Here is an 11,561-nt window from a genome sequence, read left to right as displayed (position 1 = left end):
GTGCCGAGGGCAGCGCATCGGCCCAGCGTTCTGGCCGACCGTGAACAGGTGGTGCCGTAGCGGCTGCCGTGCCAGCGGTCGTTGGCTCGACCTGACGCCTCACTCGTCGTCGCGGCGAGGTGCCGACAGCAGGGCGTCCGCCCAGCGGGCCCGCGGGTCGACGTCCACCAGCAGGGCCTTGGCGAGCAGCGTGGCCGGCACGGCCAGGACCGCGCCGAGCGGGCCCAGCAGCCAGGTCCAGAACACCAGCGCCAGCACCGTGACCAAAGTGGACAGACCGACCGAGCCGGCGACGAACCGGGGCTGGATCAGTGACTGCACCACGAAGTTCAACCCGGCGTACACGATGAGCACCAGGATCAGGCTGCGCCAGCCGCCGTCGAGGAGGGCGATGAGGGCCGGTGGGGCCACCCCGATCACGAAGCCCACGTTGGGGATGTAGTTGGTGACGAAGGCGAGCAGCCCCCACAGCACCGCACCCGGGACGGAAAGCAGGGCCAGCGCGGTCGTGTCGAGCGCCGCCACGAGGCCGCCGAACACCGTTGTCACGAGCAGGTACCGGCGGGTTCCGGTGACGAAACCGCGCAACGACGCGGAAATCCACGGCCGCTCGCGCGCGATGCGGCCAAGGCGCTGACCCGCCCACGCCGTCTCGGCGCTCAGGAACAGCAGGAGGGCGAACAAGAAGGCCAGGTTCGTCAGCAGACCGCCGACCCCGGCGAGCAGGGAACCGGCCAGGCCGACGAGTTTCCCGGTGTCGAGGGACGACAGCATGGTGCGCAGCTCCGGCTCGCCGACACCGAACCGGCCGAGCACGGTCAGCCCTTCGTGCAGGAGCTCGTCGACCCGCCCGGTGTAGCCGGGGAGCAGGGCCGACAGCTGCGCGACGGACACCACGACGACCAGGAAGAAGCCGAGCAGGATCGCGTAGACGGTGACGACCAGCACGGCGACGGTCAGCCAGCGCGGCAGTCCCTTGTCCCGCAGCCACGTCCGCACCGGGTCGAGGGTGATGACGACCACGAGGGCGAGGAAGACCGGGCCGGCGAGCCAGGCGACGGCCTGGATGCCGGCCAGCACGACCACCGCGGCGGCGGCGCCCAGCAGCACCACGAGCGCCCGGGGCAGGGAAGTGCCACCGGCCCCGAGGTCCCTTTCGGGTGGCCACGGGACCGGCGGCGGGTGCGCGCCGCCGCCGAACCGGTCGGCGAGTCCCCGGAAGGGGTGCCGGGCGGAGCGGGGCGCCCGCCGGTCACCGGCCGTGGTCCGGCGCCGCCGGGGCTTGCGGAGCCGGTGGGCCGGGAAATCGGTGAACGATGCTCGCACCATGCGGATCCCTCCGGAGATGGACGGCGGCGGAGCCCACGGTGCCCGTTCACCGCGCCCCGGCCGTCACCCGGCGCGGGGGAGATCGAGACCGGGACGACCCGGTGCCGAGCCGGAAGCGGATGTACGGCCGCGACGACTGGGAGCGGACCTGGTGCGGTGAGTGCGCGAGTCGATCACCGAATGTCCCGGGTCGAATCACGGGCTCCGGCTCGCTGAACGTGCGGAAGTCCCTGGTGGTGGCGTACCCGATCCGGTTGGAGGACTGGTGGTCCGTGCTCTAGCGGGCCGAGGACGGCGTCGAGCTCACTTGGCCGCCGGCGTGAGGGCGACGACGGGGATGACCCGCTGGGTCTTCCGCTCGTATTCGGCGAAGCCCGGGTACAGCTCGGCCTGCCGGGCGTACTTCTCGTCCCGCTCGGCCCCGGTCAGTTCGGTGGCGTGGACGTCGAGGACCTCGTCACCGACCTCGATCCGGGCGTCGGGGTGGGCCAGGAGGTTGTGGTACCAGTCGGGGTTCCGGTCGGCGCCCGCCTTCGACGCGAAGACCAGGTACCGGTCGCCGTCGGGCAGGTACATCATCGGGTTGACCCGGCTCGCGCCGCTGCGTGCGCCGGTCGTGTGCAGCAGGAGCAGCGGGGCGCCTTCGAACTGGCCGCCGACGCGGCCGTGGTTGGCGCGGAACTCGGCGATCGTCTGGGCGTTCCAGTCGGGAGCGGACATGGTTCCATCCTTCGGTCGGTGATCGATGACGTTACTTCGCGAGTTCGCGCCTTGCCGGGTAGCCGGTCGCCTCAGTCCTGGAGCCGGCAGTCGCCGGGGTCGTTGCCGTCTCGGTGAGCGGTCCGGGCGACGCGCTCCAGCAGCGTCCGCAGCTGCTGTTCTTCGGCGGGGTCCAGATCGGCCCGCAGCTGCGCCTCGGCCTTGCCCAGCCCGCCGAGGCCGGCGCCGCGCCGATCGTCCGGGCCGCCCGGTTCACCGCGGCGGATCCCACCGGCACCTTCCTCGACGCGACCGGGGTCTCGCCGTGGTGACGCGGTGGCCGCCCGGGTCCGGCTCGTGAGGCGGTCGTCCCCGCCGGCCAGCTGCTTGACCGGCGGGGACGCCGACTCCCCCGGAACTTCACCTGGAGGGGCATCCGCCGGATAGCCGGTCCGGGGGTCCGCCAAACGGCGGAAGGTGAGATTGCCTGTCGACGTGGCCTCCCAGGTGGCCGGATGTTCGTTTCGGACCCTTCCGAGCGGGTACGCCGAACGATCACACGGAGAGGCGGCGGGCCCATGGCGACGACCGAAGACGCTGACCCGGACCACACCATCGGGGTGCGGATCGACGGCACCGAGCACCGGCAGGCGGTGGACCCGCGGCGCACCCTGCTCGACCTGCTCCGCGACCAGCTGGGCGAGACGAGCCCGAAGAAGGGCTGTGACCACGGTCAGTGCGGCGCGTGCACGGTGCTGCTCGGCGGCCGTCGCGTGCTGGCCTGCCTGACCCTGGCGGTGACCTGCGACGGCGCGGAGGTCACCACGGCCGCCGGCCTGGCCGCCGACGGTGATCTGCACCCGATCCAGCAGGCCTTCCTCGACCACGACGCCTTCCAGTGCGGGTACTGCACGCCGGGGCAGATCTGCTCGGCGGCCGGGCTGCTGGCCGAGTTCGCCGAAGGTGCGCCGAGCCACGTCACTTCGCCGGTCGGTGCTGCCCCACGGTGGTCCGACGAGGAGATCGCCGAACGGATGAGCGGCAACCTGTGCCGCTGCGGGGCCTACGCCGGGATCGTCGCCGCCGTCCGGGAGTCGCGATGAAGACCTTCGCCTTCGCCAAGCCCGCCACCGTGGCCGAGGCGGTGCGGGCCGTGGCCGGGGAGCCGGATGCGGTGTTCCTCGGCGGCGGCACGAACCTCGTCGACCACCTGAAGCTGGGGGTGGCCCGGCCGGACCGGGTCGTCGACGTCACCGGCGTGACTTCGGCGGAGATCCGCGAGGACGCCGGTGGCCTGTTCTTCGGGGCCGGCGTCCGCAACAGCGACCTGGCGAACCACCCCGTGGTCCGCGAACGCTACCCGGTGCTGGCCGAAGCTCTGCTGTCCGGCGCGTCGGCCCAGCTGCGCAACATGGCCACCACGGGCGGGAACCCGTTGCAGCGCACCCGGTGCCTGTACTTCCAGGACGTGACGACGCCGTGCAACAAGCGCGCTCCCGGTTCGGGGTGCTCGGCCCTCGGCGGGGCCACGCGCCAGCACGCGATCCTCGGCGCGTCCGACGCCTGCGTGGCCACCCACCCGTCGGACATGGCGGTCGCCTTGGCGATCCTGGACGCCCGGGTGCACGTCACCGGGGCCGGTGGTGAGCGGGAAATCGCTTTCGGGGACCTGCACCGGCTGCCCGGCGACACCCCCGAACGCGACACCGTCCTCGCGCACGGCGAGCTGATCACCGGCTTCACGCTGCCCGCTGTGCCGTGGTCGGCCTACCGCAAGGTCCGGGACCGGGCGTCGTTCGCGTTCGCGCTCGTTTCGGTCGCCGCCGCGGTGTCCACAGTGGAGGGCCGGATCGCCGACATCCGCGTCGCGTTCGGCGGAGTGGCCCACAAACCGTGGCGGGCCACCGAAGCCGAAGCCGTGCTGCGTGGCGCCCGGCCGGGCGATGACGTGTTCCGCGCCGCCGCGGACGCCGAGCTGGCCGGCGCCCGCGCGCTCGAGGGCGTCGACGGCGGGAACGCCTTCAAGATCCCGCTCGCCCGCCGCACCCTGGTCGCGGTCCTGCGCGACCTGACGACCGAGGAGCCGAGCCGATGACCGAGCTGCTCGAACCCCACGCCATCGGAACCGCGACCACCCGCCGTGACGGCCCGGCCAAGGTCACCGGGACCGCGCCGTACGCCTTCGAGGCGCCGGCCGACCGGCCGCTGTACTGCCACCCGGTGCAGGCCACCATCGGCCGCGGCCGCTGCGGCCGGATCGCCACCGTGGCCGCCGAAAGCGTCGACGGCGTCGTGAAGGTGATCACGCCGTTCACCGCCGAGCGGCTCGCGAGCACCGACGACGCCGAGCTAGCCGTGCTGCAGGACCACGACGTCCCGTTCCGCGGCCACGTCGTCGCGCTGGTGCTGGCCGAGACCCCGGAGACCGCCCGCCACGCCGCGGAGCTGGTGACGGTCGAGTACGACGCCGAGCCGCACGACGTCGAGCTCGGCGCCGATCGCGACGACCTGTACGCGCCGGACTCGGTCAACCCGGACTTCCCGACCGACACCGCCCAAGGCGACGCCGACGCCGGACTCGCCCGCGCGGAGGTGACCGTCGAGGAGACGTACACGACGGCGATGCAGCACAACAACCCGCTGGAGCCGCACGCGACCACCGCGTTGTGGGACAACGGGGTGCTCACCCTCTGGGACTCCACGCAAGGCGTGCACTCCGTCCGGTCCACCGTCGCCGAGGTGTTCGGGCTGGCCCCGGAGAAGGTCCGGGTCCGCTGCCCCTACGTCGGCGGCGGCTTCGGGTCGAAGGGCAGGCCGCACGCGAACGTCGTGCTCGCCGCACTGGCCGCCCGCGCGGTGCCGGGCCGCGCGGTCAAGCTGGCGCTGACCCGGCAGCAGATGTTCGCACTGGCCGGGTACCGGACGCCGACGATCCAGCACGTCCGGCTCGGCGCGGACCGCGACGGGCGCCTGCGCGCGCTGCGGGTCGACGTCGTCGAGCAGACCTCGCGGATCAAGGAGTTCGCCGAGCAGACCGCGGTGCCCGCGCGGATGATGTACGCGGTGCCGGACCGGGCCACCAGCCACCGGCTCGCCGCGCTGGACGTGCCGGTGCCGTCCTGGATGCGGGCGCCGGGGGAGTGCCCGGGGATGTTCGGCCCGGAGGTCGCGATGGACGAGCTCGCCGTGGCGCTCGGCATCGACCCGATCGACCTGCGGGTGCGCAACGAGCCCGACCGCGACCCGGAGAACGGGCGCCCCTTCTCCAGCCGGAACCTGGTCGCCTGCCTGCGCACCGGGGCCGAACGCTTCGGCTGGGCGGGCCGCGATCCGCGTCCCGGCGTCCGCCGGGACGGCCGGTGGCTGACCGGGACCGGCGTCGCCGCGTCGGTGTACCCGGCGAAGCGGTCGCCCGGCTCCACGGCGCTGATCCGGTTCGAAGACGGCCGGTACGTCGTGGAGATCGGCGCCGCCGACCTCGGGACGGGCGCGTGGACGATCCTGCCGCAGATCGCGGCCGACGCGCTCGGCGTGCCCGCGCCGGACGTCGAGGCCCGGATCGGCGACACGGCCTACCCGAACGCCACGGTCGCCGGTGGCTCGTCCGGCACCGCGTCGTGGGGATCGGCGGTGGTCGCGGCCGCGCGGGCGTTCCGGGACAAGTTCGGCACCGACCCGGCCGAGGGCGCCGAAGCGAGCGCGGACACGCCGGAGAACCCGGCCGAGGAGCAGTACTCGATGTACGCCTTCGGCGCGCAGTTCGCCGAGGTGCGGGTCGACGCGGACACCGGCGAGATCCGCGTTTCGCGGCTGTACGGCGCGTTCGCGGCCGGCCGGATCGTCAATCCGGTGACCGCGCGCTCCCAGTTCCTCGGCGGGATGACGATGGGGCTGTCGATGGCGTTGTTCGAAGGCAGCGTCATGGATCCCCGCACCGGGCACGTGGTCAACCACGACCTGGGCGAGTACCACATCGCCACCAACGCCGACGTGGGCGACCTGCGCGCGGACTGGCTCGACGAGCACGACCCGCACGTGAACCCCATGGGCACCAAGGGCGTCGGTGAAATCGGCATCGTCGGCACCGCGGCGGCGGTCGCGAACGCGGTGTACCACGCGACGGGCGTGCGGGTGCGGAAGCTGCCGATCACCCTCGACGCCCTGCTGGACGCGCTGCCCTGACCGCGCACCCGGTTCGGGTTCAGCGGCGTTTCCGCGCCATCCACTGCCAGAGGTGGGTGCCGCGGGTGCTCGGGTCGTTGCGGGCCACGTAGATCCACGACCAGTGGCCGGGGAACCGGTGGCCGTTCCAGACGACTTCGTCGTAGAGCGTCAGTTCGGAGCGGTGGATGAGTTCGTGCGCGTGGACGGTGTTGGCCACCGGGTCCACCGTGTCGTCGTCGCGGGAGGCGACGAGCCAGGTGGGGGTGCTGATCGCGGCCAGTTCGGCGTCGGGCACCAGCGGGGGATCGCCCTCTTTCCTGGCCCTGACGACGCCGCAGATCGGGACCGACGCGGCGAACGTTTCGGGGTAGGTCGTCGTCATCTTCAGGGTCAGGTAGCCGCCATTGCTGCAGCCCGCGACGTAGACACGGCCGGTGTCGACCGGTCGCGTGCGCTGGACCTCCCGGATGATTTCGTGGATGAGCGGGGCGAAGCGGGGGCCGTCGTCCATCCAGGCGGACGTGCTCTGCGGAGCGACCACGTAGGCGCCGCCGAAGATCGCTTGCGCTTCCGGGGTGGCGAACCCGAGAGCGCCGCGGTTGGCGCGCAACGTGGTTTCGTTGTCGTAGTAGTGGTCGGGCAGGGAAGCGCCTTCACCGCCGCCGTGGAGCCAGACGATCAAGGGCCGCCGGCCGCGCGGCGCCGCGGGGGAGTACAGCCGGTACTTCATCCCGGAGCGGGAGGTGTGGTAACCGAAGGCGTCGACCTCGGGGTTGGCCAGCCGGCCTTGCGTGAACCGGGTGAAGGTGACCGGGCGGCCGTGCCGCGAACGGACGGGGGCGGTCTGCGTGATGGTGTAGACGAGGTCGAGCCGGACGTTGCGGCTCTTGCTGTCGAGGTAGCCGAGGGTGCCGGCCCCGGGCTCGCCTTCCCCGTGGGCGAGTTCGAGCACGATGTCGCCGCGGCGGTCCAGCCGGGCGGCCGTCACGGGCCGGTCGAGGTCGTAGCCGGCGTCCTGGCCGCCGGTGTCGATCGGGCTGGTGGCCTTGGCGTGCACGCGGAACGTGCCCGTGGTCAGGCTCGCGGGGTCGATCGGCCCGATCCGGGCGGTGCCGAGGGTGACCGAGGTGATCTGTTCCCCGCCGTCGAGGGTCTCGGCGTCGAGGGTGAAACCCACGCTGCCGTCGCCGGCCGCCCGGGCTACGCCCGGGAACGCGAGGCCGGCGCTGAGGCCCGCGCCGGTGACCAGCGCGGTCCGGCGGCTGAAGACCTTGTCCATGTGAACCATTTTCGAGGGTGGCCGGCGCGTTGTCCATGCCTCGCACCGGCCGGCTCACCACGAGCCGAACAGTTGCTGGGCGACGTTCATGCAGACATCGGCCCCGTAGCGGTGTTCGCTGCCCTGGTCGGGGTAGTGCACCATGACCGCGAGCACCCAGTGGTCCCAGATCGCCAGGCAGTTCACCGCCCACCAGGTGCCGTGCCGCGTCCAGCCGTTCTTGACGGCTACCCGCTCGCCCGCGAGGGCCGGCGCCTCCGCGATGCCGAACGCGTCGCGCGGATCGACCGACCGCATGAGCTCCAGCACCTTGGCCCGCCACGGTTCGCTCACCCCCGGGCCGCGCGCCACGCACCGGCCCAGCAGCGTCGCGTCGCTCGCGGACATCGTGGTCTTGGACCACCAATCCGGGTGGATCCGCGTCTCGTGCAAGTCGCACGTCCGGATCATCCGCCGGATCGACTCGTCCCCGCCGAGCCGCAGGTACAGCGCCTGGGCGGCACGATCGTCACTGTTCCGGATCATCCGGGTCAGCCGGCCCTCGTCGTCGGCCGCGAGCGGTGACGCGTGCGAGGCGAGGAAGTCCGCCGCGAGCCAGATCTTGACCATGGATTCGGTCGTGTTGCGCAAGGTCCCGTCGCCGACCACGACACCCGAGCCGAGTTCGCGCAACGCCCAGGACCATTCGCCCCGGACGTCGACCGCCACCTTGACGTCCTTCGGGCTCGGTGCGGCCGAAGGCGCGATCAACGACCGCGCGGGGAAGTCCGGCGACGGCGCCGTGGCCGGTCTTTCCGGCGTGGCGGTCACCTTCGCGGGGTCGAGGAAGAACGCCGCGGTGCCCGCACCGACGATGACACCCAGCAGGACGATGATCACGGAAGTACGCATCGAAACTCTTTCGGCAGGGCGATTCGCCAATGCTCACGAATGCGGGATGGTGAGACGGCAAAGGGGCGCGGCGGCGCCCCTTTGTCGTGCACTGCTTCCCGTGCGGGTTCCGGAACTGTTCCGATGATTACCGGTGAAAACCGATCAGTGGTTCAGCTGCACCGAATTCAGCAGTTCCTGGGCGGCCTGCTTGCCGGCCGGCGAGCTGTCGATTTCGATGGTGTAGGCCCCGAGCGTCCGGTGCTGGTGCACGGGGAGCGGGTCGCCGGGCGAAACGGTGTCCGCGGCGCGGCTGCTCGGTGAAACGAACATGGAGAAACACCGGCTGTCGAGCGGGGCCTTCACCGCGTCGGCTTCGGGGCAGAGGACGAGGGTGTTGGCCAGCGGCTCGCTGGTGAACGTGACGACCTTCTGCCCGTCGGGGACGCGCACCGACTTCAGCGGCGACGCGATCGACGGCGGCGTGGTCCCGATCTTCCCCACCAGGGCGAGCATTTCCCCGGCCGTCACCGGTTTCGTGGTCCTCGCCCAGATCCAGCGACCCGGTCCGTCCTGCCACATGACCGACTGCGGCTGGGTGAGCTGGCCGGCGGTCGAAGGCTTCGCGGGCAGGGCGCCCTTGGGGGCGGCGCTTTCCCGGACTTCGACCTCGAACGCGTACTTGTGGTCCTGCCCGTAGTGCAGGCTGGCGAAGTGCGGCTGGACGGCCCACATGGCCAGCTCCCAGGAACCGTCCTGCAGGCTCACCGGCGGCGCGGCCGGGGGCACCTTGGCACCGGCCGGCACGGCGGACAGTGCGCTCGCGGGCGTGACCGGTGACACCGCCGGGGCACCCCGGTCGAGCAAGGCGAAGGTGCCGGCACCGGCGGCGGCCACGGTGAGGGCCACCGCGGCGACGCTCACCGTCCGGCGCCGCCGGATCCGGCGGGCCGCGACGGTCAGCACGGCACCGGGATCGGGCGCCAGGGTTTCCCGAGCGCGCAGCGCGCGGCGCAACTCGTCGAGGTCGGTCATCAGACGGTCTCCTTGCCTTCGGTGAGCTGGATGCGCAGCGAGTTCAGTCCGCGCGAGATGTGGCTGCGCACCGTTCCGGTCGCGCAGCCGAGCACCGCCGCGATTTCGTCGTCGTCGCGGTCCTCGTAGAACCGCAACACGATCGACGCCCGTTGCGCGCGGCTCAGCCGGGCGAGCATCCCGGTGAGCTGGTCGGCATCGGCGATCCGCCGCGCCGGATCGGGCGCGGCCGGCTCCCGGAACCGGGCCACGTCCGAGGTGGGGTGCACGGACCGCTGGTACCACTGGCGGTGCCACGAGAGATAGCCGTTGACGACCACCTTCCGCATGTACAGCTCGGGCCGATCGGCCGTCGCTATCCGCCGCCAGCTTTTGTGCGCGCGCACGAGCGCGTCCTGCACCACGTCCTGAGCCAGTTCCCGGTCACCGGTCAGGACGGCGGCGAAGCGCAGCAGGCTGGGCAGTTGTTCTCGTGCGAACTCTTCGAAGTGCACACCCCTTAAGATGCCCCCGGCGCGCGATCTGTTGCAGTTGCGGGCGACATGTTCCGGAGGCGGGCGGCGCGAAGCCGCCCGATCCGCCGCTCACCTGATGAGGAATCCGCGGGCCGGGCAGGGCAGAACACGGCCGGGCCCGGTGCGGTCGAAACCCGCACCCGGCCGTGCCCGCGGCGGCTTCCGATGCGCCCGCGGCGTTTCCGCTATCCCGGCCGTAAGCGTGCCGACGACCACGCCGCACCGGAAGCCATCCTGTGCCTGATCCGTACCGGCACCGCTCGAATCGCCCGCCCACCGCTGTTCGGGGCCTCCGGGGCTGCCTGCTGGCGGCGGCTGACCGAATGGCACGAGGCCGGTGTCCGGCAGCAGTTGCACGAACGCATGCTCGCCGAAATGGGGGCCACCGGGCTGCCGGACCTGTCCGCCGCGCTGGTCGACTCCACCCACCTGAGTGCCCTCAAAGGGGGGAGCACACCGGGCCCAGCCCGGTCGACCGCCGCAAGCCCGGCTCCCCGCCGGCGCATCCGCACCGAACGACGAGCCGGCATCCACGGGCAGCGCAAGGGGCCGGGCCGCGGCGACAAGGCCTGCTGCTCCTCCAAGGCGATCTGCGGCCGAACCCGCGCCGGCTCGGTCAGTACGGGTTGCCGGGCACGTTGAGGTGCGTCTGGTACAGGCCGAAGCTGCCGGTGACGCCGGACGTGAGGTACAGCGTCCGCCCGTCCGAGCCGCCGAATGCCGCGTTCGTGGTGTTGCGACCGGCGGAAATCGTGCCGAGCTGGGCGCCCGATGGGGCGAAGACGTGGACGAGCCCTTCGTCGTAGGAGGCCCAGTACAGGTTGCCCGCGCAGTCGATGGTCGCGCCGTCGGGGGTGCGCATGCTCGCGAACGTCGTGCGGTTGCCCGTGGTGCCGTCGGGGAAGACGGTGTACTTCATGATCGCGTTGGCGCCGGTGGCCCCCACGTAGAGCGTCTTGCCGTCGGGGGACAGGACGATGCCGTTCGGCTGCGGCAGCGTGTCGTCGACGAGGCTGACCACGCCGTCGCGGACGCGGAAGACGCTGGTGCGGCCGCCTTGCTCGTCGGCGCGGTTGCCGCGCTGGTAGTTCGGGTCGGTGAAGTAGGTGGTGCCGTCCTGGCCGGTGGTCAGGTCGTTCGGCGAGTTGAACGCGCGGCCGAGGTAGCCGGCCGCCACCGTCGTGCGGCTGCGGTCGGCCAGGCTGTAGGCCGAGACCGTGCGGTTGTCGTGGGTGGCGGCGAGCACCCGCGTCCCGTCCGCGCTGATCGCCAGCCCGTTGCTGCCGGAGGCGGCGATGAACGTCTCGAAGGTGGCCGGCGGCGTGTACCGGAGCATCGCCGACGGCTGCACGCCCTGGGGGCCGGTGGGGTTCTGCATGTTCGACAGCAGCAGGGTGCCCGTCCGCCGGTCCCAGGTGGGCCCTTCGAGGAAGGCGAACCCGCCCCGGACGAGCTGGGCCGCCACCGCCTGGCCCGGCAACGGCGGACCGTAGGTCGCCCCCGGGGTGCACGGGGCTGCCGTGGTGGTGCCGGACGCCGCGGGTGCCACCGCGCCCGCGATGACGATCGCCGCCGCCGGCACCGTCCACAGGCGACGGTGCATGGGTGTGCTGCGGTGAGCCATGCCGGCTCTCCTTCCGTGAGGGGACGGCCGCGGGCCGGTGGTCCCG

12 protein-coding genes are annotated in these 11,561 nt (G+C 72.4%); 5 read left to right on the top strand and 7 right to left on the bottom strand.

Going from position 1 to position 11,561, the window contains the following annotated elements:
• Positions 1-99: 99 nt before the first annotated feature.
• Together AB0M30_RS12050 and AB0M30_RS12045 are read right to left on the bottom strand one after the other, a co-directional pair.
• A complete protein-coding gene (locus AB0M30_RS12050; RefSeq protein WP_364583042.1) occupies positions 100-1,329 on the bottom strand; it encodes an AI-2E family transporter in 1,230 nt (409 codons plus the stop codon).
• Positions 1,330-1,632: 303 nt separating this feature from the next.
• On the bottom strand, positions 1,633-2,049 hold the full coding sequence (locus tag AB0M30_RS12045) for a nitroreductase family deazaflavin-dependent oxidoreductase (protein ID WP_364583039.1): 417 nt from the start codon (positions 2,047-2,049) through the stop codon (positions 1,633-1,635).
• A gap of 113 nt (positions 2,050-2,162) precedes the next feature.
• On the opposite strand from AB0M30_RS12045, the gene AB0M30_RS12040 reads away from it, so the two are divergent.
• The 4 genes from AB0M30_RS12040 to AB0M30_RS12025 all read left to right on the top strand — a co-directional run bounded on the left by AB0M30_RS12040 (position 2,163) and on the right by AB0M30_RS12025 (position 6,210).
• On the top strand, positions 2,163-2,360 hold the full coding sequence (locus tag AB0M30_RS12040; RefSeq protein ID WP_364583036.1) for a hypothetical protein: 198 nt from the start codon (positions 2,163-2,165) through the stop codon (positions 2,358-2,360).
• A gap of 246 nt (positions 2,361-2,606) precedes the next feature.
• Entirely contained in the window at positions 2,607-3,131 is a 525-nt protein-coding gene (locus tag AB0M30_RS12035) for a 2Fe-2S iron-sulfur cluster-binding protein (RefSeq protein WP_364583030.1), read from the top strand.
• The gene (locus AB0M30_RS12030; RefSeq protein ID WP_364583028.1) at positions 3,128-4,123 is read left to right on the top strand and encodes a xanthine dehydrogenase family protein subunit M; all 996 of its coding nucleotides are present in this window, start codon (positions 3,128-3,130) and stop codon (positions 4,121-4,123) included. Before AB0M30_RS12035 ends, AB0M30_RS12030 begins: the two co-directional genes overlap by 4 nt.
• Complete coding sequence (locus AB0M30_RS12025) at positions 4,120-6,210, top strand: xanthine dehydrogenase family protein molybdopterin-binding subunit (protein ID WP_364583026.1); 2,091 nt, start codon at positions 4,120-4,122, stop codon at positions 6,208-6,210. Before AB0M30_RS12030 ends, AB0M30_RS12025 begins: the two co-directional genes overlap by 4 nt.
• A gap of 19 nt (positions 6,211-6,229) precedes the next feature.
• Here AB0M30_RS12025 and AB0M30_RS12020 read toward each other — a convergent pair whose 3' ends face one another.
• The 4 genes from AB0M30_RS12020 to AB0M30_RS12005 all read right to left on the bottom strand — a co-directional run bounded on the left by AB0M30_RS12020 (position 6,230) and on the right by AB0M30_RS12005 (position 9,870).
• Positions 6,230-7,471 carry a PHB depolymerase family esterase gene (locus AB0M30_RS12020; protein WP_364583024.1) on the bottom strand — a complete coding sequence of 414 codons (1,242 nt, stop codon included), beginning with the start codon at positions 7,469-7,471 and terminating at the stop codon, positions 6,230-6,232.
• Positions 7,472-7,525: 54 nt separating this feature from the next.
• A complete protein-coding gene (locus tag AB0M30_RS12015; protein ID WP_364583022.1) occupies positions 7,526-8,362 on the bottom strand; it encodes a serine hydrolase in 837 nt (278 codons plus the stop codon).
• A gap of 144 nt (positions 8,363-8,506) precedes the next feature.
• Positions 8,507-9,376: a hypothetical protein gene (locus AB0M30_RS12010; RefSeq protein WP_364583020.1), complete on the bottom strand. Its 870-nt coding sequence runs from the start codon at positions 9,374-9,376 to the stop codon at positions 8,507-8,509.
• On the bottom strand, positions 9,376-9,870 hold the full coding sequence (locus AB0M30_RS12005) for a SigE family RNA polymerase sigma factor (protein WP_364583018.1): 495 nt from the start codon (positions 9,868-9,870) through the stop codon (positions 9,376-9,378). Before AB0M30_RS12005 ends, AB0M30_RS12010 begins: the two co-directional genes overlap by 1 nt.
• 186 nt (positions 9,871-10,056) lie before the next feature.
• Here AB0M30_RS12005 and AB0M30_RS12000 point away from each other — a divergent pair, with 186 nt between their 5' ends.
• Positions 10,057-10,533 carry a transposase gene (locus AB0M30_RS12000; RefSeq protein ID WP_364583016.1) on the top strand — a complete coding sequence of 159 codons (477 nt, stop codon included), beginning with the start codon at positions 10,057-10,059 and terminating at the stop codon, positions 10,531-10,533.
• Here AB0M30_RS12000 and AB0M30_RS11995 read toward each other — a convergent pair.
• Positions 10,508-11,515, bottom strand: coding sequence for an SMP-30/gluconolactonase/LRE family protein (locus AB0M30_RS11995; protein ID WP_364583013.1), 1,008 nt, complete (start codon positions 11,513-11,515; stop codon positions 10,508-10,510). The genes AB0M30_RS12000 and AB0M30_RS11995 overlap by 26 nt on opposite strands.
• Positions 11,516-11,561 lie beyond the last annotated feature (46 nt).

This window comes from Amycolatopsis sp. NPDC051716 (assembly GCF_040681595.1).
Taxonomy (GTDB): Bacteria; Actinomycetota; Actinomycetes; order Mycobacteriales; family Pseudonocardiaceae; genus Amycolatopsis.
The sequence above is the reverse complement of the archived record's forward strand: the minus strand, read 5'-3'. Positions and strand labels throughout refer to the sequence as shown.